We start from the raw sequence: 23142 nt of genomic DNA, 5'->3' as shown, positions 1-23142 counted from the left end.
TGACCATGACAAGCTGTGCCACGGTTCTAAACCGTGGCACAGATTCCACCCTTGTCCCTAACGACTAGCGACTATTCTCTAACACCTCTCGAATGGCTCGGGCTTTCAGCAGACACTCTTCCCATTCCTGCGCGGGGTCGGCATCGTACGTAATGGCGCTACCAACCGAGAATGACGCATACTGGCTTTGGGCATCATAGAGTAACGTCCGAATGACTACGTTAAAATCGAAATCACCGTCGGGCGTGATGAAGCCAACCGCTCCTGAATACACACCCCGGCGACTAACTTCCAGGTCTTCAATCAATTCCATCGCCCGAATTTTGGGAGCCCCCGTCATACTCCCCATCGGAAAGGCGTTTCGAATGGCTTCGGCCCACGTTACGTTCTCGCGCAGTGTTGCAGAAACGGTCGAGATCATTTGGTAGACCTGCTGAAACCCATAGATTCCAAACAGCTCGTCAACCTGAACAGAGCCGGTTACGGCACTACGTGCCAGATCGTTACGTACCAGATCGACAATCATCAGGTTTTCGGCCCGCTCTTTTTCAGAGTTTAGCAATTGGGCCTGTAGCAGCGCATCTTCGTCTGGTGTTGTTCCCCGTCGGATGGTGCCTTTAATGGGTTGCGATAGAATTTTTCGGTCTTCTTTCTTCAGGAATCGCTCCGGCGAGGCACCCATTACGAATTTATCGCCGATTTTCAGAAAGCTCGAAAACGGCATGGGCGAGCGTTCATTCAGGGCCCGATACGTTGTCAGCGGGTCAAGTTGCGTGTTTTCACCGAAAAACTCAATGCAGTAATTTAATTCATATACATCGCCAGCCAGAATATGCTCCTGTATTCGGCGAACGGTATCCTGATACGTTTCGGGCGTAACCCGGCATTGAATGTTACGTTGTGCAGGGGGCAGGGGGTGGTCCGCGGTAATAGCAGGAGCTTGGGAGTATGCCAGCAACTGGTTCAGTAATTCGTTTGCATCACCGTTGCCCCTAATTACTACGTTACTTTCTGAAACGGTAAAGCTTTCGAAATCAATGACCCATTCAGGTTCAACGAAATAAGCTTCCGGGAAGCCCAATCGATTGGGATGACGGCTGGCTAAGGCTTCAAGCTGGTTCTTTATATCATATCCCCAATAGCCTACCAGAAACGACGGGCGTTCGGTATAAGCATTATATACTTCCTGAAATGCATCTGTATTAGCCATACGTTCACCCGAAAACGGAATGACCCGTTTCGCACCAACGAAAAGTCGGTTTGGAAACGGGTCATGTGGATAAGCGATACAATTATTGGTCAGGAATGCGACAAAACCATCGGTATGCGTCTGGTGCGCTAGTGCCCAGGCCAGTGCCTGCCACCGCAACGCGGAGATGTCGGCAACGGCCGCACGCAGGACATTCATACTAGGGCCTTAATAACCGCACGTCGACGGCAATATCCTTACCTTCAGCGTTTTGACCAAGCGTAAATTCTACTTCGTCATCTACCTGCAACTCATTAAAATCAGTATCTATCAGACTTGTGTAATGGAAAAACAGATTATTAGGCGGGTAATTCACAAAGCCATACCCCGTCTTTAAACTACGGATCGTGCTTATTTTGCGTCCTTCCGGATCATCGTCCACCAGAGCGGTATCGGCAACATTGTAGTTTGGCTCATCAGATGGCAGGTACCCTTCGTACGACTCGCCGGTATCGATGCCGTGACTAAAGGTATTGCTATACGTACTACCGTTGGCAGGTGCGGCCGTAAACGTAGGGCGGGTCTGCGCTTTCACGAAAAGATTCTGAATAACGGTATCATTCCGACGGCTCCGATCGTCGATCAGCCCATGCATGCCAACTGGATAAGAGACTTCTTCCAGTAAATCCTGAGAGGTGCGTGTTACTTGTTTTTCACCCTGCTCATTCAGAAATTCAAAATCCCAGCTGAGCACCATAATACGCGAACCTAATGTATTCAGTTTACGAATAAGCGGCACATAGTCTCCGTCGGATGTGATGAGTACCACTACGTCGAATTTCTTGTACTGAGCCAGTTCAAAAGCTTCGAGTGCCAGCCAAACGTCGATCCCTTTTTCCTGCCGGTACCCCTGATACGTTTTGACAGGCAGGTAGTGAGTAACAACGCCTTCCGACATAAGAATATCGTCGAACAGCCGGTCGTAGAATAATTGATTACCCCGCTGATTGGCCTCGTGCGCATTTAGTCGTCCCCGAAAATAGTGAGCATCTACAATCTGGCACAACCGTTCATTAACGCCTTCTTCTTCGGCTACCTGACGCCGAATAAAGGCGTGCAACCCTGAAATACTGATGCGACTGCGTCGTTCGTGGGAGTAGTTATAATAGTTACTTACATGTAAGAAATAATTACCGTCATAGAAAACCCCAATACGGGTTAGTCTGGATGATATTGTCGGCATATTTTACCTAATCGTTTACAAATTTATAAGATAGTGTATTCAAATTTTCTTTAGCTAGGCTGTTTTTATAGATATTATAAGTATACGGAGAAGCTATTTTGACAACTGTCTATGACTCATTCGTACTAATAAAACTGTAAAAGCAACTCAGTAACAGGTATACTATAAGTTGTAAGAATCTGGCTATGTCTATATGACCAACCTTACTGCTGTTAGCCAAACAGCTTATAAAACTTACGGCTTATAAGGATAAAATAACGAGTGCGGATATAACTATAGGACCGATATAAGAACTATACTGCAAACATAGTACATTTTCTCAAGCAACGCCAAGAGGCTGTATCTTTGTGCGCTAATTCCCGCTTATTTCTATGCAAAAAGTTCTGTTCATTGATCGCGATGGTACGCTCATTATTGAGCCGCAGCCCGATCAACAAGTTGATTCGTTTGCCAAACTTGATTATGTACCAAAAGTAATTTCGGCAATGCGCAAGATTACCGAAGAAACTAGTTATGAACTGGTAATGGTTACGAATCAGGATGGCCTTGGCACAAATTCATTTCCCGAAGAGACCTTCTGGCCCGCTCATAACAAAATGATGGCTACGTTCGCTGGCGAAAATATTCATTTCTCCGCCGTACATATCGACCGCCATTTTCCGCACGATAATTCATCGACGCGCAAACCCGGTGTTGGTATGCTGACCGATTACTTTTCAGACAACTATGACCTGGCAAACAGCTACGTAATCGGCGACCGATTGACTGACGTGCAACTGGCTATCAACCTCGGGGCAAAAGCTATTCTATTTCTGCCACCTAATGGTTTACCAAAGGTTCAGCACGCTGATGTAACGGGCCTGACTACGGAGATGCAGCACGCGATTGCGTTTACAACCGACGACTGGGATGAGATTTATGAATTTCTGCGTTTACCGGCTCGTACGGCTCTGGTTGAACGTAATACAAAAGAAACTCAAATTCAGGTAGAATTAAACCTCGACGGAAAAGGCCGGGCTGATATACATACAGGCCTTGGTTTTTTCGATCACATGCTTGACCAGGTAGCCAAACATTCGGGAGGTGACTTAACTATTCAGGTCAACGGCGATTTGCACATTGACGAGCACCACACCATTGAAGACACGGCGCTGGCACTGGGGGAAGCATACCGACGTGCCCTCGGCGACAAACGCGGCATTAGCCGCTACGGTTTTTTATTACCCATGGATGAGGCTCTTGCCCAAGTTGGTATTGATTTCTCAGGTCGCCCCTGGCTCGTATGGGATGCCGAATTCCGGCGCGAGAAAATTGGTGATATGCCCACCGAGATGTTCTACCATTTCTTCAAATCTTTTTCGGATACAGCCCTTTGCAACCTGAATATTAAGGTGGAAGGTGACAACGAACATCATAAAATAGAGGCCATTTTCAAGGCCTTTGCTAAAGCGATCAAAATGGCTGTCCGGCGCGATATCAAGGATTTGGATAATCTCCCAAGCACGAAAGGCGTTTTATAGGCCGTTAGTTGTTAGGCATTAGTTGCCCGTATCTACTTATTTCCTGACGACTAACGACGGATGGCTAGCGACTATTAGCGCTTTCTGTTTACTTTTGCATCAGAATTCAACTGAAAACGACATGGATTTATCAACCCCTTTAACACTTCTGTTCTACGCGGTATTGTTAGTATCGGCATTCATAACTGGCCGTTGGCTAGAACGCAACGATCGGAAGTATTAATTTTGCCGGGCAGTCAATAGTCGATAGTCATTCGTCACTGATGGCTGACGACCGCCCGGGCGGCCCCTTATCGACTATTGACTGATTATTATGCTGGGTGCCATTACCCGTTGGTTATTTAAGATTTGGGGCTGGCGCATAGCTGGCCCTATTCCCACCGTATCAAAAGCGATTTGGGTGGTAGCTCCCCACTCAACCAACTGGGATTTCCTGATTGGCCTGGGCATTCGGCCTACAATCCATATCTGGATTCAGTATCTCGCTAAAAGCTCACTGTTTACATGGTATGCTGGCTGGTTATTTCGCGCTTTAGGCGGAAAACCAGTTTACCGCGACAGGTCAAATAATTTAGTGGACGCTATGGTTGAGGTTTTCAACCAAAATGACCAGCTCCACATCTGCATAGCGCCCGAGGGCACCAGAAGCAATGTTTCAAAATTAAAAACAGGCTTCTACTACATTGCGCTCAAGGCGAACGTTCCTCTCATTCTCGTTGGCTTCGACTGGCCCCGCAAATTAGTTCTTCTGAGCGAACCGATCTACGTAATGGGAGATTACGAAAAAGATATGCTTCCTTTTTACGAGTTTTTTTCACAGGTGCAGGGCGTCAAAAAAGACTGGCTGAAGCGGTGGGAAGATACGGGGATAATTGAATGAGTCGAATCCAATTCTTTGAAAACAGTACACCTAATTTCAATTCCTATGAACGGAAAATCCATCTATTCTTACCTGGCTATTCTCCTGTTCCTTGGCGTAGTCGTTTCCTGTAAAAAAACGGAGAACGATATCCTGTACGCTCCTTCATTAGATTGTTCAACCATAGCGCTTAGTACGTCGGCTTTCACGAACAACGGCTCGGCGCAGAGTACAACGCTAACTATTGGCCTGAGTAATGCTGTGGCAGGTTCCATTACGTTTGCGATTATCAGTGCTGATTTCACGCCCAACACCTACACAACGACCGTAAAAGACGGACAAACGTTGGTAGCCGTTCCCCTTACATTCGATGGCACAACGAACTTTACCTCTGAGACAATAACGGTATCGGCCACTTCCTACGGCACCGGCGTTTGTGAAACCACAGCCACTATTTCGGCTGGATCTTCTACTACAACATCGCCCGATTGTAGCACCGCCACAACCCAAACTGCCAGAGTTGTTTGTGCCGCAGAAGCCTTCATGGCTACGCTAACGACCGCTCAAAAAGCAGCGCTGGTGCTTGATTATACCAAAGCCAATGCCATTAAATGGTCTAATCTGCCTTGTGGTTCAGCTTGCCGCAATGGCTTGTCATTCAACACCCTAACGACAGCTCAGGTAACGGCTGCCCTAGCCGTTGTGGCAGCGGCAACGAGTACAACCGCCAATGAGGGCTACAGTGAAATTACCCAGATCAGGGCGGCAGATGATATCTTGAATCTAACAAGCAATAGTAGTTCATATTCGTCGGGCCTTTATTTTATTGCCTTTCTGGGCACGCCATCCACAACGGGCACCTGGCAACTTCAATACGGTGGCCACCACCTGGCTGTAAACACTACGTACAATGGAGGTGCTGCGAAGAGCGCAACACCACTCTTTGAAGGCGTTGAACCCAAAAGCTGGACGGCTACAAACGGTACCGTTTACGCGCCACTCGCCGATGAGCAATCGGCCATGGCAGCGATGCTGGCTTCATTAAGCACCGACCAACTGTCAAATGCCAAACTGAACAGCACATTTAGCGACGTAGTGCTTGGCCCCGCTAACGATGGAAAATTCCCCGCCACCAAGGTAGGAATCAAAGTCAGCAGCCTAACTGCTGATCAGCAGGCTTTAGTGCTGGCCGCCATGAAACCCTGGCTGCAGGATACAGATGAGGCTACGGCCACTGGCTTGCTGGCTATCTACAAAAGTGAACTGGATAATACGTATATCGCCTATTCCGGGAATGCTACGTTGACCGCCAACGCCGATTATGTGCGCATTGATGGCCCCAGTGTCTGGATCGAATTTGTCTGTCAAACGGGCGTAGTTTACCCGAATCAAATTCATTACCACACCGTCTGGCGTGACCATACCCGCGATTACGGCGGCAATTTCACATTTTAAATACAGTTCGCCGGGACCGAATCAGTTGCAACATTATTGCAAAAAGATTCTCACTTTTAGAGATAGATAAGTCTATTCCCTTATTTTTGCAACATCGTTGCGTGAAATTTAATTTTACGTAGCGATGTCACCAGGAATAAGCAATAGAATGCGATTAGGGCCATTCACCCAATATAGGCACAGAAAACTCACTAGCTACTGCATCTGTCTGTGGCTTGTTTTGTGCATTACCAATCTAGTCTGGAGCCAAAATTCGACTATATGCACTGACTCACTAACCGGGCATATCCAGGGTCAGGATGCTCGGCAACGCGGTGAAAAGCTAGCTTTGGTGGGTGCAACGGTTTATGTGCGGGAGCTCAGTAAAGGAGCCGTTGCCGATTCTAACGGACATTTCCGGCTAACGGGATTATGTCCAGGTACCTACACACTCGACTATCAATTTATTGGCTACAAGACGCAAGTACGTAGTATTCGCCTTCCGCTAGCTGACACAACGAACTCGTCGGTAACACTGCTCTCTGAAAACGTTACGTTGAATGAAGTAACCGTAACGGAACACCGCTCCGAAGCGCAGCAACTCCTTCAGACACAGGTCAGTTTATCGGGTGCGGCTCTCGATCAAACGCGTGGCCAGTCGCTGGGCGAAAGCCTTAAAGCGCTGGCTGGACTATACTCCATACAAACCGGACCCAGTATTTCCAAGCCGGTTATTCATGGTTTATATAGCAATCGCATCATCATTCTCAATAACGGCATTCGCCAGGAGGACCAGCAATGGGGTACCGAACATGCGCCACAAGTCGATCAGTTTCTGGCTTCGCGCCTTACCGTGATTAAGGGCGCGGCTAGTATTCGTTACGGGTCCGATGCCATCGGCGGAGTGATTTTAGTGGAGCCAAAAGCCATGCCAACGCAGCCGGGCATTGGGGGTGAAGTGAACGTAGTGGGCGCTACGAATGGCGGCATGGGTGTGGCATCGGGTATGCTGGAAGGCGCCTTCAGTAAGAGATTAACAGGATTAAGCTGGCGCCTTCAAGGTACGATCAAACGATCGGGCTACGTCAGAACGCCCCATTATTTCCTGGAAAACACCAGTTACCACGAGAACAATTTCTCGGGTGACATTCACTACGATCACAAAAATTGGGGGGCAGAAGTCTTTTACAGTCAGTTCGATACAAAGATTGGCCTATTTACAGGTGCCCAGGTGGGTAGTTTAGCCGATCTTTATGCCGCCATCAGCCGCCCCGAACCGCTGGCGCAACCGGGCTTTTCCTATGCGCTCAATCGACCGTATCAGGACGTGCAGCATGATTTGCTCAAAATTCGGGCTTACTGGCGTTTCAAAAATAAAAGTACATTAACAGCCACTTTTGCCCGGCAAAAGAATACGCGTCGCGAATATGATTTCGTATCGTTTAGTGGCGCGCTGAATCCTGAATTATACCTCAGATTGATCACGCACACCACCGATTTGATCTGGGAGCATCGGGACATAAAAACCACGAACGGGGGACAGTGGTCAGGCAGTGTTGGGTTCAATGGGATCACACAGGGCAACGTGCGGCAGTATCTGTTTCTGATTCCTAACTTCCGTAATTACGGCGCAGGCTTATTCGGTATCGAACGCTATGCGGCTGGTCGATGGACATTGGAAGCCGGTCTGCGCTATGACTATCGCTGGTTGCGGGCCTATTTCCTCAACGAAGCTACCAATCAAACGTACTTCACAACCCACAACTGGCAGAACGCCAATGGCTCGCTGGGCGCGGCCTATCAACTACGGTCTGACTTAACACTAACAGCGAATGTGAGTACCGCCTGGCGTGCGCCGAACGTAGCCGATCTGTATTCCAATGGGTTACACCAAAGTGCAGTTGCCTATGAGCGCGGCAATCCGAATCTACAACCCGAGCAGGCCTATAATGGGAACCTCGTATTCGCTTACACCGGTCGCCGATTGAGTGGTGAGGTTGGCATCTATAACAACCTTATTCACAATTATATCTACCTAAAGCCCGACTCGGTACCGATTGTCCGCCAGCGGGGTGCTTTCCCTTCGTACAGTTATGCACAGGTGCAGGCGAGATTTCGGGGAATTGATGCGACACTAACATATAAGCTCACCAGTCAACTAACGCTGACGACCAAAAATTCGCTGCTGTTTGCCTATAACCAGACGGATCGCGATTACCTCGTTTTCATTCCACCCAATCGGTCCGATAACAGCCTCCGTTACGATTGGGCGCGATTGGGTCGGCTTTCGAATCCATACGTTTCAGTGAGTGGTTTATACGTAGCACGACAAAATCGGGCACCCGCCGTAACAAGTCGGCAGGAAAACGGGGACGTCATCTTTACGGGCGATTTTGCTCCTCCCCCACCCGCTTATTTCCTACTGGGTGCCGAACTCGGTTTTGCGGCCAAAGTCGGTAGTCAGTCGATGAGTGTGATTCTGACCGGTAGTAATCTGGCGAACGTAGCCTACCGCGATTACCTGAACCGCTTCCGCTATTTCGCCGATGAACCGGGACGGAGCATTAGCCTGAAAGTACGTGTCCCATTTTAAATAGACTATCTAATTTGTACTTGATTATCAGAAAGATAAGAAGAAGCAATTAGAGATTAGAGCATTAACGGACTGCCGATCAACAACCTTCAGCCTATAATTTCACTTTTTAACAACCTGAGTCATGCAATCAATAAGAACAGCCCTATGGACCCTACTAGCCATTTCATTCCTGGCCGGAGCCTGTAAAAATGACGAGCAGAACGTAGCCCCAACAGACGATAATGAAGCCCTCACAACGGCCATTCTCTCGTTGACCAACACCGCCAACGCTCAGGACGTAGTAACAGCCACAATTGAAAACCTGAACACAACGGCTGATTCTACCAAGGCAACCCTGAACCTGAAAGCGAATGCAACCTATTCGGGAACCGTTCAGCTTTACGACAAAACCCAAACGCCTACATTAGACGCGACAATTGAAATTAGAGAGAAAGCGAACGAACATCTGTTTGTCTATACGCCTTCGACAGCAAATCTGTTAACCGTAACAATTACGGATAAAGACACAAATCCCGCACCGGGGCCTTATCCGGTTGGGCTGACGTTTACGCTGAAAGCCGGCGTAGCCGCAACGGGCAAACTGAAGGTTCAGCTACGTCACCAGCCGAATGCCAAAAATGGAACAAGCGCCCCCGGATCAGATGATTTGAACGTCGATTTTCCTGTGACTATCATTTAATTTGCTACCCTCTTTAGGAAGCCGGGTCGAGTAGCGCTAGCTATTTTGCCCGGCTTACTGCATTATTCACCAGCATACAACAATCATGGACAACCGTTGCGATTGTAAGCCAGTGAATATTTTAATCTCTTCCATTGTACTAAATCAATATATCTTGCTCTAATCCATAATTAATTGCACTATTTGAAGAATTTAAACATTTGTTTAAAAAAACCATTTGAAGGATTTGGTTGTTTCTAAAGGACAACATACTTTTGATACGTTAAATGAAAAAGTCCATGGATTGTAGCGTACTGCCGTCGAAGTCAACCGAAGAGCGTATTCGGGAAGCTGCCAAGCGGGTATTCCTGGAGAAGGGATTTGATGGGGCTACGTCACGGGATATAGCCGATGCGGCTGGTATCAACATAGCCCTAACGAATTATTATTTCCGTAGTAAAGAGAAGCTGTTTATAAGCATCTTCGAAGAAATGATTCAGTTATTCTTCAACGGAATGGTTGACATCATGAATAAACCGATCAGCCTGCGCGAAAAGATTGCCGAGTTGATCAGGCATGACTTTCAATTGATGAAGGAGAATCCAAGCCTCTCTCTCTTCATCATGAACGAGGTGCATCGCAATCCAGAACGTATGGCCAACAGCATTGGCGTCATGAAACAAATTCATCACTCCATGTTTGAAGAGCAATTACAACAGGAAGTGAATCAGGGAACTGTTCGACCGATCAATGCTATTCACCTGCTTCCCATGATCTTTTGTAATATCCAGTTCCTGTTTATCGGGAAAGCTATGCATATGAAAATGTGGCAGATGGACGAAGCTGGCTTCGATAAATTTGCTGATGATCACAAACAGCTAGTCATAGACATGATTGCGAACTATTTGTTTGAGTTTGAAAAGGTCTGATATTTTTTTGCCCACCGTTTAAACAATTATTTAAAATTCTTGATTAATCACCATGTTTAAAACAAATTATTCAACACCAACCATGAAAACCATCCGATGGTTCCTTTCCAGCACGCTGCTACTAACTGGGGCATTGGCACAGGCCCAGGATTACACGCTCGACCAATTGATCAATAAAGCCCTGACCAATAACTTCAATGTGCAGACAGCCCGGCTTGACGAGATCAAAACCGAAGCTCAAATTGCCGAAGTGAGAGCGAGCGCCCGTCCCCAAGTGAATCTGTCAGGCGATTATCGACGTTACCTCAAAATTCCGGGTCAGGTTATCCCTGCATCGGTCTTTGGGGGTCCAGAAGGAAGCTATTCGGCGGTTGCATTCGGGCTGCCATACAATCTATCGACGAGTGTGCAGGCCACGCAACAATTGTACAACCAGTCGCTGATGATTGCGACCAAAGCAGCCAAAGCCAGCCGGAACTTATCGGCACTGCAAACGCAGAAAGTGAAAGAAGATGTCGCCTACAACGTATCGGCAACGTATTACAATCTGCAAACGACTGCCCAACAGATCGCCTTTCTACGCACTAACCTGGCATCCACCGAGCGACTGATTCGGATCACGGATCTGCGTCGGCAAAACCAGTTGGCACAGGGAATTGATGTAGATCGGCTGCAACTCAGCAAAACCTCCTCGCAAACGCAAATTGAATCGCTCCAGGCTACCTACAACCAATTGCTAAATGCGCTGAAATATCTGACTGGCACCCCCCAAACGGATTCGCTCCAGGTGCGGACAGCGATTGAAGAAACGATTCCGGTTGCTCCCAGCAGCGAGTACACCATCAACCGCACGGATATACAGTTGCTCGATCAGCAAAAGGAAATTAACGGGCTGGAGCAGCGGAACGTCAAAGCGGGTTTCGTGCCAACGGTAGCGGCCTACGGCGTTGCCAACAGTTCGGTGTACGCCATTGGTGGCGACAATTCCTACATCAAAAATCTACCGGGTTACTGGCTCGGGCTTCAACTGAACTGGAGCGTATTCGACGGTCTGGCTCGCAAAGCCAAATTGAGCCAGAAGCGGATTGACGATCAGCGATTAGACGTACAACTTCGGCAAACCCGTGAATCGATTTCGATGGATATTGCCAATTCACGCAACAAATTTTTAGTCGAACAACAAAACCTGTCAACTAACCGGGGCCAGGTGGCTCTGGCAGAAAAAGTCTATACCCAAACTCAACTCCAATTCAAGGAAGGCACGGTCGACATCACCGATGTTGTCCAGGCCGAAACCTCGCTACGTGATGCACAGAACAACTACCTCACTACGTTAGTCAACCTTCGCACTGCCGAACTCGACTGGAAAAAAGCAACCGGCAGCTTAGTTAACCGATAAATCTCTCCATTAACACAACCATTAATCTCCGAAAAAGCAAAAATCATGAAACGGATTATCACTGTACTCGCACTGGTTGCCCTGATAGGTCTGACAGCCTGGACGCTGGTCAACAACAAAAAAGAAGTAGAAGCAAAAATTTACAAGCCGGATGCCGACAAGAAAGTGGGCGTACGGACCGCTGTTGCCGAACTGCGCAATCTATCGCAGGAAACCGAGTTTTTAGGTTCATTCTCACCAAACCGGGAGATCGAAATCCGGCCACAAGCGGGCGGACAGATTGTGGCCCTACCTATTGAAGAAGGCCAAACGGTTGGCGCAGGCCGGTTAGTTGCCAAGCTCGACGACGAACAACTTCATTATCAGATAGAGGCATTACAGGTAACGCTGGAAGGCTATCAGAACGACCTTAAGCGCTATGAGAACCTGGTGAAAGGCGATGCTACACCCGCCGTCAATCTGGAACGTACGCAACTGAGCATCCGCTCGACTCAGGCGCAGATCAAGCAGATTCAGAAGCAAATTACCAATACGACTATCACGACGCCTTTTTCGGGGATTATCACCGAGAAAATGGTTGAAAAGGGTTCTGTTGTATCCGTTGGAGCACCTATTGCCAAGGTGACCGATATTTCGGTATTGAAACTGGTGGTTCAGGTACCAGAAAAAGCGATCAATCAGTTTCGGGTTGGTCAGTCACTGCCCATTGTCACCGAGGTTTATCCCGATGCTCACTTTACGGGACGCATTTCGATGATTGCCGCGCAGGGCGATGCCGCTCACAATTACCCGGTTGAAATTACGGTGCATAACTCAACCGCCAATCCGCTACGGGCTGGTATGTACGGCTCGATCGCCAACACGAACAAACTGAAAGGACAAACACTGTCCGTACCTCGTCAGGCGATTATCGGTTCGGCAAAAGAACCCCAGCTCTACGTCATCGAAAATGGGAAAGCCGTTCTAAAGACAGTAGCTATTGGTGCGACGACCAACGAATACTATGAAATCACGAAAGGCGTAAAGTCGGGTGATCAGGTAGTTATCAGCGGACAGATCAATTTACAAAACGGTACGCTGGTTAGCGCGCAATAATATAAACACCCCCAACCACCTGAAGGGGGCCAACTCCATCGGTTTAAAAGCCCCTTTAGGGGGTTGGGGGTCTCTATAATCAATCTACGACTATGAAATTTGTCGAAACCATCATAAAACGCCCTTCCTTCATTATCGTTCTTTTCGCGATCTTGACGATTGGCGGCCTATTTTCGTACCGCCTGTTGAGTTACGAGTTGTTGCCCGAATTCTCGACACCGGTCATCACCATCACTACGTTGTATCCCGGTGCGGCTCCTTCGGAAGTTGAAACGGAAGTCAGTAAAAAAATTGAGGATGCAGTCTCGGGGTTGGACAACCTCGACGATGTGAAAGCCAACTCGTTTGAGAACGCATCAGTGCTTGTCGTCCAGTTTAAACCCGGCACCGACATCGATTTAGCCTTGCAGGATGCGCAACGGGAGATCGATAAAATGGTGAGCGATTTGCCCGATGATGCCGAGCAACCTTCGTTGTCGAAAATATCCCCCAGCGATCAGCCCATTATGCAGTTGCTGGCGACATCGACACTGCCCAACGAAGTTTTCTATCAGCAGGTAGAAGATAAATACCTCCCTGTTCTTCAACAGATTAAGGGCATCGCCGACATCACGATGGTGGGTGGCGACAAACGCGAAATCCGGGTAAACGTCGATGATGATAAACTGAACTACTACGGTTTGTCGCTGCTTCAGGTAACGCAGGCCATCGGTCAGGCAAACCTCGATTTTCCAACTGGAAAAGTAAAAAGTACGACCGAAAACATGACACTACGTCTCGCCGGTAAGTTTACCTCACTCGACGATATTCGGAAGTTAGTGGCCGCTACTCCACCAAATGGCAGCCCAATCCGTATCGGCGACGTAGCAAACGTGACCGACGGTATCACTGACCCAAGCAGCATCAGTCGCTATAACGGCCAGAATGGTATCGGTCTGTTCATCAAGAAACAATCGGATGCTAACGCGGTCGAAATCAGTCGGTTGGTTCAGGAGAAACTGGCCATTGTTGAGAAAGAAAACGCCAAAGACAAAGTCCATTTTGCTATTGCCTACGACAGCAGCATTTTCACGTTGGCCTCGGTCGAAGCCGTTACGCACGATTTGATTCTGGCTGTTGGCCTGGTGGCGATCGTAATGCTATTGTTCCTGCACAGCTTCCGGAATGCGTTCATCGTCATGGTGTCGGTGCCAGCTTCGCTTATTTCGGCCTTCCTGTTTATGTACGTGATGGGTTACTCACTCAACCTAATGACATTGCTGGCGCTCTCGCTGGTAATCGGGATTCTGGTCGATGACTCGATTGTGGTCCTCGAAAACATCCAGCGACACCTTGAAATGGGCAAAAATCGCTGGCAGGCAACACTCGACGGCGTCAGTGAAATTGGCTTCGCGGCTGTTGCTATTACGTTGGTAATCGTGGTGGTGTTCGTTCCAATTACATTCGTGGATGCTGTCATCGCCGATTTGCTACGTCAATTCTCGCTGACGGTTGCCTTTGCTACGATGGTCAGTTTGCTGGTGAGCTTTACGCTAACGCCCTGGCTGACGTCGATGCTCGCCAAACTAGAGCACCTGAATCCGAAGAATCCGTTCCAGGCGTTCCTGATCTGGTTTGAGAAAGGATTGACAGCCCTGACGAATGGCTATCATACCAGCTTAGGCTGGGTTTTGAGCCACAAGCTGGCATTCACCGGGATTCTGGTCGCCATTTTCGTCTTCACCGGTTGGGTGATGGGTCTGGGAATCATTGGTTCAGAATTCGTAGCCCAGGGCGATCAGGGTAAATTCCTGTTGACGATGAAACTCGACAAGAGCGTCTCGTTGCAGGAAAATAACCTTACATCCAGAAACATAGAGAATTACCTACGTAGCAAACCCGAAGTTCAAACCATTTTCGCCAACGTAGGCGGAGCGAGTACGGGCCTGAACAGTACTGGCCAGGGATCGGCTAACCGGACGGAGTTAACCGTTGAATTAGCCCCTGCCAACGAGCGGCCAGGGCATCTGCCAACGGAGTCGTACATGATGGTCGTGCGGAAAGAGTTGGAAGCCCGTTTTCCAGCCATCGAATTCGGCTCGTCCATTATCGGGATCGTTAATTCCGGCACAGCACCTATCGAGATTTTCCTAAGTGGCGATGACGTGGATAAGAATTTAGCCGCAGCCGCAGAACTGGCTAACCGAATCCGTAAGACGCCCGGCGCCAACGATGTAAACGTATCGGTAGAAGCGGGCAACCCCGAAGTGCGCGTAGAAATTGACCGGGAGAAAATGGCTAAACTGGGTCTGAACATTCAAACCGTGGGCGGTACGTTGCAAAACGCCTTCGCCGGTAACGACGATTCTAAATTCCGGGATGGTGGCGAAGATTATGACATCCGTGTGATGCTCGACGCCTTTGACCGCAAAAACCCCGACGATGTTAAGAATATCAATTTCTTTAGCCCATCGACCAACCGTGCAGTACGTCTGGCAGAATTTGCCAATGTATCACTCAGCAACGGACCATCGCTATTGGAACGCAAAAACCGTCGCTCGTCGGTTACGGTTACAGCCAATACGCTGGGAACGGGGTCCGGTACGTTAACGGCTGTGATTCAGGCCGACTTGGCGAAGAACCCGCTGCCCGCTGGTGTAACCGTTAGCTGGGGCGGTGATGCCAAAAACCAAAGTGAAGGCTTCGGCTCACTGGGAATCGCCATGCTGGCCGGTCTGATGCTGGTCTACTTCATTATGGTGTTGCTCTACGACAGCTTTGTCTATCCGTTTGTAGTGTTATTCTCCGTTCCGGTAGCGATCATTGGGGCCTTGCTGGCCCTGGCGCTGACGTCTTCCAACATCGGTATTTTCGCCATGCTGGGTATGTTGATGCTGATTGGTCTGGTAGTTAAAAACGCCATCCTGATCGTGGATTTTGCCAACCAGCAAAAAGCGCAGGGCGTACCTTTCCGGCAGGCCATTCTGCATGCTGGCGAAGAACGACTACGGCCAATTCTAATGACGACCATCGCCATGGTGATCGGTATGATTCCCATTGCCACCGCGAGCGGTGCCGGTGCCGAATGGAAAAACTCGCTGGCCTGGGTACTGATTGGTGGGCTGAGCAGTTCGATGATCCTGACCATCTATCTGGTGCCGATGATGTATTATCTCGTTGACCGGCTTCAGGAGTGGTTTAGTAGTCGCTTCAGCAAAACAAAAGCGGAAGAAGCCGTACCTGAAGCGGTTTAAAGGCCATTTCCACAGGATTGAGTTTTCATTCTCGCCGGGTTTTACCCGGCGAGAATGAAAACTCAATCCTGTGTATAATCCAAATCCAACAAACCACAAACTCTTGAAACCATGACAGCCTCACAAATAAATAATCGCTTACAGGACATTCTTACCAATATCGGTATCAGCCTCACAGCCCTCACCGATCAGGCAAATTTTGCTCGCGACCTGGGACTTGACTCATTGGACGTAACGGATTTGCTGATACAGGTTGAAGCAAGTTTTGGCATTCGCATTCCCGATGAAGACTGGGGAAAGCTTCAAACCGTTGGACAAGTGAAAGACTACATCGCGAATGAAACGATTTTCGACAGCGACCCGTCTGCTTAACGCATTCTTTTAGTACTGGGCAACCGTTTTTATAACCCTTGTTCAGCTGAGTACCCTACAATTGGCTCATATGAGCCAGAACAATCAGACTGATAACGCCAGCCGGAGAGTGCCCGAACGTAGCAATACCAACGGCACCCGGCTTGACGTGTTTTTACCCAAAGAGCACGAATATATCAACGGCTGCCCACACGACTCGCGTCATGAGGTTACCCTCGAACGAGAGCCTTACCATCCTCATTTAGCCGGGCACCTTCACCCGGCCGGTACACTCTGGATCTGCTGAGCATCAGCACGGCTATTACCTGCCAGATGCCCATTTTCAGCACTCGTTCCACGAACTACGAATGCGTAGCTGTTGTTAAAAAAAGAAGGACTTTCTTCGAATTATCGTAAGAATCTGTTTTATGTACACCGGTGGCTCGTTCGCCTACAGATACGTAGCAGATTGCCGATTCGCTCCTATAATAGTCAGATAGCCAAACGTCTGGGGGATAATCCTACGAGTAAAACTTACCTTACAGTGCCATCACGAATACACCGATATGGAAACACTTTACAAACTTCCGAAACCGGACGAGTTACCGCTCCAGTTTCGGCTGTCGTTTCGACCCTTTGTCGCCTACCTGAAAGCCCAGCAGCAGGCATTTGACGCGGCTCACGGGTTAAATGAGTTATACAATTTCTTAATTGCTCAATTCACCGAAGCGATTGCGCTGACCGAAGAATCGGACCAGCCGATTGATGAGACTCGACTGGCTGAACTTTTTCAATTAGCCACCGTGGCCGTCCTGCCGCTTACCCAAACCAGCCGCGACATTCCCTACGCGTTTGGCTTACCCATTCCGATGACGGTATTTCAGTACTCATCGGCATTCAGGGATTTACAGACGGAATTTCCAGAATTCATGGCCGACATTCCGAGCCAAATCGGGATGGAGTCACGAAAACGCTTTATTTATCAACTCATTCTGGAAAAATGCTATGGCGTCGAAATAGTGAAGTCGAAGCCGTCTTTCCAGTTCCAGAAACATAAAAAAGGGCAGACGAAGTATTTCCGGATCGACATCAACATTTCGTTTGTTGAGCCTTGCATAAAAGGCACCTTGCCTCCTTTGCAACCGGCCTGGGTCGATTTCGCCAGTGGATTGGCGCCCCTTCCCGACACCATTGACCTGCTGCCGCTGGACCAGTTTACATTTGATGGATTCTGCTTTTTTCAACTGGAGGACGTAACAGAAACTGAAACCATTCAGCAGTTGCAGGACACGTTTGCCCATCTCCAGTCGAATAGTGAACCAATTATCTATCAGCGGTTTGAGTCGGCCCTGCGGAATTTATACAACCAGCCTGATCTTCAACTGAGTATCATCCCGCTACCTCAGGTGAATGGCCATTTTGTGTACACGCCTGACACTAGTGCCCGGAGCATTTTTTTGCGTCATATGGGCATCAACCTGAACGTGTATAATGACCAGGTAGCGCAGAAAATAGTACAAAAAATCTCACAGCATCCAATGCCTTACCTGTTTCCTACGCTGGACGGTTTTCCGGAAGCAGAGCGGCACTCACTTCAGGAAAGAGGCATTGGTAGCTTTCTGATGTACCCGATTACAACGGCCACCGAAGTGCTGGGAATTCTGGAAATGGGAAGCTCACAATCGGGTGCATTTGACGAGAGTGTACTAACAAAAATCGAACGTATCCTGCCCCTCGTTCAGGAATTGCTACGTTACCAACTGAATCATTTTAACGACCAAATCGAACAGCTTATAAAGAAACGCTTTACATCTCTACAACCCTCGGTCGAATGGAAATTTTATGAAGCGGCCTGGGAAGAATTACGGTTGGGCCAGAACAAAAACGTCGAAAGTCGGCCGATTCCGGTACGTTTCCCACAGGTATTTCCATTGTATGGGGCCGTTGATATTCGTAACTCATCGGCAGAGCGTCACAAAGCCGTTCAGCAGGATATGGCTAACCAACTGGCGGCCATTGAAGCGATTTTTGCCCATCCTGATTTTCCGGCCGACTGGGCCAGATCAGACGAACTCAGAACCCAGAGCTTCCAGTGTCAACATCGACTCATTGCCGGGCTGAATCCGGAAGATGAGCTGGAATACGCGCGTTTTCTATCCCAGGAAGTCAATCCCTATTTCCGTTTGTTACTGCCACATCAGCCCGCCCTGGAAGGCGTTCTTACTAAGTATCTATCACAAACGAATGAGACAACCGGGCTGTTTAATCAGGCGCTCAGGCAGTATGAACGGAGCATGGACTGGCTAAACTCAACGGTGAACGAGTACATCAATCAGGAAGAAAAACGGCTGCAAACCATTTATCCGCACTATTTTGAACGATACCGGACCGATGGCACGGAATACACGATCTACGTTGGTCAGTCGATTGCGCCCGATAAACCGTTCTCGCTGGATGTGGGTCGGGACCTGTTTCGGTGGCAGTTGACGTCGATGATCGAAATGGCTCAGCTCACCCATCGCCTGCTCCCTCATCTGCCGTTGCCCCTGCAAACAACTCAGTTGATTCTGGCTCACACCAATACGGTTGATATCAGTTTCCGGCAGGACGAGCGTCGATTCGACGTGGAGGGATCATATAGCATTCGTTACGAAGTGCTCAAGAAGCGGATCGACAAAGCCTATATTCTGGGAACGCAGGAACGATTGACGCAACCCGATACCATCGCCTTAGTCTATAGCCATACAGCCGAAGCGGCTGACTATTTGCCGTTTATTACTAGTTTGCAACAAAATGGCCAATTGAAGCCGGGAATCGAATATATGGACCTGGAGCCCATGCAGGGAATTGCCAATTTAAGAGCGTTACGTGTCCATATCAACTACACCGACGACCAGACCGAGCCTGAAAAATGAGGAAAATTTTACCGAAAACAGGCCGTTGGGTTGCTGTTTTGCTGAGTACTTTTTGCACACTGACAACGGCCTTCCCGCAGTCGGTTCCGGCAGATTCCGTTCGGCATCGCATTGTGCTGATTGGTGATGCCGGACGATTGCGAAATGGAAAAAATCCGGTGGTCGATGCTGTTAGTGCCCGGTATGATTTCAACAATAAGCGGACGACGCTTCTGTATCTAGGCGACAATGTGTATCCGCATGGCTTATCGGAAGAAGGCAGCAAAGATTATGACTCGTTGACGGCGGTACTACGGTATCAGGCCCGGCCTGGATTAGCTAAGTCTGGCCTAACGAGTGCAGGCCAGGGAAAAGAATCGCAGGTATTATTTATTCCGGGAAATCACGACTGGGCCAAGAGCCACCCTGACGGATGGGAACGTATCAAACGCCAGGGGCAGTGGCTCGATAGTCTCAAGGCGCCCAATATCAAGCTATTACCGGCCGATGGCTGCCCCGGCCCCGAAGAGATTCACCTGAACGACAAGCTCGTACTGATTATCATTGATACACAGTGGTGGCTACATCAATACGCCAAACCCGGCCCCGATTCAGATTGCGCCTGCAAAAACGAAGAGGAGGTGATCGCCCGGCTGTCGGATATTGTTTTTCGAAACAAAGGCAAAGGCATTATTCTGGCCACACACCATCCGTTTCGCAGCTACGGCATTCATGGTGGCTATTATACGATCAAGCAACATATTTTTCCCCTGACCGAATTTTCGTCCGGGCTGTATATTCCACTGCCCGTTATCGGGTCGCTGTATCCGCTCGTGCGGGGCGTGTTTGGCAATATTCAGGATTTGCCCAATCCAACGTACCGCCATATGGTTCAGGTGATGGAGCGAGCCATGGCCCCGGCTCCGAACGTCGTGTTTGTGTCGGGCCACGACCATGCCATTCAACACATTGTCGATGGTTCTCGTAACTACATTGTTAGTGGGTCGGGTATCAACCGGGAGCGGGTGAAGAATGGCAAACTGGCCAAATTTGTGAGTGGTGAATGGGGATACGTAGTGCTCGACGAATTGACGAATGGCAAAGTAAATGCCACGTTCTACACCGTCGATGAAGCCGCCAACGCTACCGAAGCCCACTCGGCCACGCTGTTCACGATTCCGCCTACTGCCAATCAGTCAAGCAATCGACCAACGCGCACTACCTGGCCTGACAGCATTACCGTCGCCATTGCACCCGATTACGAGCGGGCGGGCTCGTTTCAGCGGTTGATGCTGGGAAATAATTATCGCCGGGAGTGGGCCACGCCCGTTAAATTGCCGGTTTTCGATCTGACTCGCACCAATGGGGGCTTTAAAATTCTGCAACGGGGCGGGGGCATGCAAACTAAATCGCTCCGCATCGAAGACAGCCAGGGCAAAGAGTGGGTACTGCGTAGTATTCAGAAAGATCCGGCCAATGCGTTGCCTGATGCGTTGAAGGAAACGATTGCTAAAGATGTGTTACAGGATGAAATTTCGGCTGGCTACCCCTACGCCCCGCTGGTTGTCCCTACGCTGGCGAAGGCCGCCGGAGTGCCTCATGCCAATCCCAAAATCGTTTACCTCCCCGACGATCCGGCGTTAGGCATTTATCAGGCTGATTTCGGAAAAGGCGTTTTTCTGTTCGAAGAGCGTAGTCCGGGTGATGGCAAGTCGATTAGCACCCTAAAACTGATAGACGCCCTCGAAGATGACAACGATAACAGCGTTGATCAAAAAGCCGTACTACGTGCCCGAATGCTCGATTTATTCATGGGCGACTGGGACCGCCACGAAGACCAATGGCGCTGGGGAAGCCGTAAAACCAAAGCTGGCAAAGAGTATTTCCCAATTCCACGCGACCGAGATCAGGTATTTTTCAGGGCGGGGGGAATCTTGCCCGGCATTGCGTCTTTGCCCTGGCTACAACCTAAATTTCAGGGATTTACGGATAAACTTTCCAACGTAAATGGCTTGATGTTCAACGCCCGCTACGTTGACCGGCTGTTTCTGCAGGGGCTGGATGCGAAAGACTGGATGGCCGTTATCACCAGCCTGCGCGATTCGCTAACGGACGACGTACTAAAACAGGCTATCAACCAATTGCCCGATACGATCCGAAATGAATCGGGAAATCGAATTCTGGAAACGCTTAAGGTCAGGCGGGGTTGGTTGCTGGAGAAAGGGCTGGAATATTATCGTTTTCTAGCCAAATCGGTGGACATTCCCGGCTCAGACAAAACCGAATTGTTCAAGATTGAGCACCGGAATGATGACCAGATCGCGGTTTCGGTCTTTAAGATTGCCAAAGATGGCTCGGTGGCGCAACGTTTATACAACCGCGTGTTCGATGCAGAAGTCACGGACGAAATCCGGCTGTATGGTCAGAAGGGCAATGACCGATTTGAGGTCAGTGGCTCTGAGTCGGCCCATATTAAAGTTCGGCTTATTGGTGGCAAGGGCAATGATATCTTCGCTGTAACAGGCGATCCCGGCAAGCCTATTATCTATGATCTGAGCACCGAAGCCAATACGTTTCCTGCCCGGAATCTGGCAACGTTTCGGCTATCGACCGACAAGGCCGTCAATGAATTTGATCCGCACGCATTCAAATACGACAGACTGGTTCCGCTGGCAACAGCAGGCTTCAATCTGGACGATGGTATATTGTTAGGTGTTGGTGCTCAGTTGATAAAGCAGGGATTTCGCAAGTCCCCCTATGCCTCTATGAATCGCCTGATGGTCACGCGGGCACTGGCTACCGAGGCCATGTCATTTCGGTACGATGGGATTTTTACCCACCTGATTGGTAAGAATGACTTGTGGATCAATGCCTTCGCACGAGCCCCCGATAACGTAACAAACTTCTTCGGGCCGGGCAACGAAACGGATTACGAAAAAAGCCGGGGCATTCGCTACTATCGAACCCGGTATAATCTCATCAATGTGGCCGCGTTACTGAAACGCAAGGTAGGCGAACACATGGAGGTGTCGGCAGGACCCATTTTTCAGCATTTCAGCCTGGATCCGACCGATAATGTCGGGCGATTTATTGAAACCTATCTAAACGAGCTACCCACACCGGAACGCTTTTTGCGCCGGGAGAGCTACGGCGGATTACAGGCCGGTCTGACTATCGATGGTCGCAATCATCCGGTACAACCGTCCAGAGGATTGTTCTGGACCACTACGTTGCTGGGGCTTCAGGGATTCGATGAGCGGCCCAATAACCTGATCCAACTTCGGTCGGATATGACCATTTACACCAGTTTCAGCCAGTCGGCCCGGTTTGTGCTGGTAAACCGAATTGGCGGTGGTCTAACGTACGGTAATCCAGCCTTTTTTCAGTTGCTCTACCTGGGTGGTCAAACAAACCTGCGCGGCTTCCGAACGTATCGGTTTGCGGGAAATCACATAGTTTATCACAACATCGAAGCGCGGTTGAAATTATTCAGCTTCCGGTCGTTTCTGTTTCCGGGGAGCGTTGGGTTGCTGGCATTCAACGATCTTGGACGCGTCTGGCTCGACGGCGAAAATTCCAAACGCTGGCATGATGGCTATGGCGGAGGGTTTTTCGTTACACCTGCCGAATTGCTCACCGTAACGGCATCAGTTGGTTTTTCGGACGAAGGTGCCTTGCCGTACATATCGCTGGGTTTCCGATTTTGATCTAGTCAACAGCAAAAATCCATCGTTACCTCGTA

At 49.2% G+C, this 23142-nt stretch carries 15 protein-coding genes; 13 read left to right on the top strand and 2 right to left on the bottom strand.

Going from position 1 to position 23142, the window contains the following annotated elements:
• Positions 1–64: 64 nt before the first annotated feature.
• Both pabB and ACYVEA_RS17230 read right to left on the bottom strand, forming a co-directional pair.
• Positions 65–1408 (bottom strand): aminodeoxychorismate synthase component I, encoded by a 1344-nt coding sequence (gene pabB / locus ACYVEA_RS17235; protein ID WP_461114672.1) that lies wholly within the window; start codon positions 1406–1408, stop codon positions 65–67.
• Position 1409: 1 nt separating this feature from the next.
• On the bottom strand, positions 1410–2432 hold the full coding sequence (locus ACYVEA_RS17230; RefSeq protein WP_461114671.1) for an NYN domain-containing protein: 1023 nt from the start codon (positions 2430–2432) through the stop codon (positions 1410–1412).
• 371 nt (positions 2433–2803) lie between these two features.
• On the opposite strand from ACYVEA_RS17230, the gene hisB reads away from it, so the two are divergent.
• The 13 genes from hisB (at position 2804) to ACYVEA_RS17165 (ending at position 23107) form a co-directional block, all read left to right on the top strand.
• Complete coding sequence (gene hisB, locus ACYVEA_RS17225) at positions 2804–3952, top strand: bifunctional histidinol-phosphatase/imidazoleglycerol-phosphate dehydratase HisB (RefSeq protein ID WP_461114670.1); 1149 nt, start codon at positions 2804–2806, stop codon at positions 3950–3952.
• Positions 3953–4265: 313 nt separating this feature from the next.
• A complete protein-coding gene (locus ACYVEA_RS17220) occupies positions 4266–4832 on the top strand; it encodes a 1-acyl-sn-glycerol-3-phosphate acyltransferase (protein ID WP_461114669.1) in 567 nt (188 codons plus the stop codon).
• 45 nt (positions 4833–4877) lie between these two features.
• On the top strand, positions 4878–6266 hold the full coding sequence (locus ACYVEA_RS17215; RefSeq protein ID WP_461114668.1) for a DUF3500 domain-containing protein: 1389 nt from the start codon (positions 4878–4880) through the stop codon (positions 6264–6266).
• Positions 6267–6414: 148 nt separating this feature from the next.
• Positions 6415–8838 carry a TonB-dependent receptor gene (locus tag ACYVEA_RS17210; RefSeq protein WP_461115091.1) on the top strand — a complete coding sequence of 808 codons (2424 nt, stop codon included), beginning with the start codon at positions 6415–6417 and terminating at the stop codon, positions 8836–8838.
• A 124-nt stretch (positions 8839–8962) separates the two neighbouring features.
• Positions 8963–9520 carry a hypothetical protein gene (locus tag ACYVEA_RS17205; RefSeq protein ID WP_461114667.1) on the top strand — a complete coding sequence of 186 codons (558 nt, stop codon included), beginning with the start codon at positions 8963–8965 and terminating at the stop codon, positions 9518–9520.
• A 266-nt stretch (positions 9521–9786) separates the two neighbouring features.
• The gene (locus ACYVEA_RS17200) at positions 9787–10428 is read left to right on the top strand and encodes a TetR/AcrR family transcriptional regulator (protein WP_461114666.1); all 642 of its coding nucleotides are present in this window, start codon (positions 9787–9789) and stop codon (positions 10426–10428) included.
• Positions 10429–10510: 82 nt separating this feature from the next.
• Entirely contained in the window at positions 10511–11827 is a 1317-nt protein-coding gene (locus tag ACYVEA_RS17195) for a TolC family protein (RefSeq protein WP_461114665.1), read from the top strand.
• 45 nt (positions 11828–11872) lie between these two features.
• The gene (locus tag ACYVEA_RS17190) at positions 11873–12922 is read left to right on the top strand and encodes an efflux RND transporter periplasmic adaptor subunit (protein ID WP_461114664.1); all 1050 of its coding nucleotides are present in this window, start codon (positions 11873–11875) and stop codon (positions 12920–12922) included.
• Between the two features lie 92 nt (positions 12923–13014).
• Positions 13015–16155, top strand: a complete 3141-nt coding sequence (locus ACYVEA_RS17185; protein ID WP_461114663.1) for an efflux RND transporter permease subunit — start codon at positions 13015–13017, stop codon at positions 16153–16155.
• 111 nt (positions 16156–16266) lie between these two features.
• Positions 16267–16527 (top strand): acyl carrier protein, encoded by a 261-nt coding sequence (locus tag ACYVEA_RS17180; RefSeq protein WP_461114662.1) that lies wholly within the window; start codon positions 16267–16269, stop codon positions 16525–16527.
• A gap of 70 nt (positions 16528–16597) precedes the next feature.
• Entirely contained in the window at positions 16598–16813 is a 216-nt protein-coding gene (locus tag ACYVEA_RS17175; RefSeq protein WP_461114661.1) for a hypothetical protein, read from the top strand.
• Positions 16814–17072: 259 nt separating this feature from the next.
• On the top strand, positions 17073–19421 hold the full coding sequence (locus ACYVEA_RS17170; protein ID WP_461114660.1) for a GAF domain-containing protein: 2349 nt from the start codon (positions 17073–17075) through the stop codon (positions 19419–19421).
• Positions 19418–23107: a BamA/TamA family outer membrane protein gene (locus ACYVEA_RS17165; protein ID WP_461114659.1), complete on the top strand. Its 3690-nt coding sequence runs from the start codon at positions 19418–19420 to the stop codon at positions 23105–23107. The genes ACYVEA_RS17170 and ACYVEA_RS17165 overlap by 4 nt, the downstream gene beginning before the upstream one ends.
• Positions 23108–23142 lie beyond the last annotated feature (35 nt).

The sequence above is a fragment of the Spirosoma jeollabukense genome (assembly GCF_054777855.1).
Note: the sequence above shows the minus strand (reverse complement) of the source record. Positions and strands in the feature narration are given on the sequence as shown.

What these genes read in the sequence shown, in the direction of transcription:
- pabB (WP_461114672.1), bottom strand. Translation starts at nt 1,408, where the DNA reads ATGAATGTCCTGCGTGCGGCCGTTGCCGACATCTCCGCGTTGCGGTGG.
- ACYVEA_RS17230 (WP_461114671.1), bottom strand. Translation starts at nt 2,432, where the DNA reads ATGCCGACAATATCATCCAGACTAACCCGTATTGGGGTTTTCTATGAC.
- hisB (WP_461114670.1), top strand. Translation starts at nt 2,804, where the DNA reads ATGCAAAAAGTTCTGTTCATTGATCGCGATGGTACGCTCATTATTGAG.
- ACYVEA_RS17220 (WP_461114669.1), top strand. Translation starts at nt 4,266, where the DNA reads ATGCTGGGTGCCATTACCCGTTGGTTATTTAAGATTTGGGGCTGGCGC.
- ACYVEA_RS17215 (WP_461114668.1), top strand. Translation starts at nt 4,878, where the DNA reads ATGAACGGAAAATCCATCTATTCTTACCTGGCTATTCTCCTGTTCCTT.
- ACYVEA_RS17210 (WP_461115091.1), top strand. Translation starts at nt 6,415, where the DNA reads ATGCGATTAGGGCCATTCACCCAATATAGGCACAGAAAACTCACTAGC.
- ACYVEA_RS17205 (WP_461114667.1), top strand. Translation starts at nt 8,963, where the DNA reads ATGCAATCAATAAGAACAGCCCTATGGACCCTACTAGCCATTTCATTC.
- ACYVEA_RS17200 (WP_461114666.1), top strand. Translation starts at nt 9,787, where the DNA reads ATGAAAAAGTCCATGGATTGTAGCGTACTGCCGTCGAAGTCAACCGAA.
- ACYVEA_RS17195 (WP_461114665.1), top strand. Translation starts at nt 10,511, where the DNA reads ATGAAAACCATCCGATGGTTCCTTTCCAGCACGCTGCTACTAACTGGG.
- ACYVEA_RS17190 (WP_461114664.1), top strand. Translation starts at nt 11,873, where the DNA reads ATGAAACGGATTATCACTGTACTCGCACTGGTTGCCCTGATAGGTCTG.
- ACYVEA_RS17185 (WP_461114663.1), top strand. Translation starts at nt 13,015, where the DNA reads ATGAAATTTGTCGAAACCATCATAAAACGCCCTTCCTTCATTATCGTT.
- ACYVEA_RS17180 (WP_461114662.1), top strand. Translation starts at nt 16,267, where the DNA reads ATGACAGCCTCACAAATAAATAATCGCTTACAGGACATTCTTACCAAT.
- ACYVEA_RS17175 (WP_461114661.1), top strand. Translation starts at nt 16,598, where the DNA reads ATGAGCCAGAACAATCAGACTGATAACGCCAGCCGGAGAGTGCCCGAA.
- ACYVEA_RS17170 (WP_461114660.1), top strand. Translation starts at nt 17,073, where the DNA reads ATGGAAACACTTTACAAACTTCCGAAACCGGACGAGTTACCGCTCCAG.
- ACYVEA_RS17165 (WP_461114659.1), top strand. Translation starts at nt 19,418, where the DNA reads ATGAGGAAAATTTTACCGAAAACAGGCCGTTGGGTTGCTGTTTTGCTG.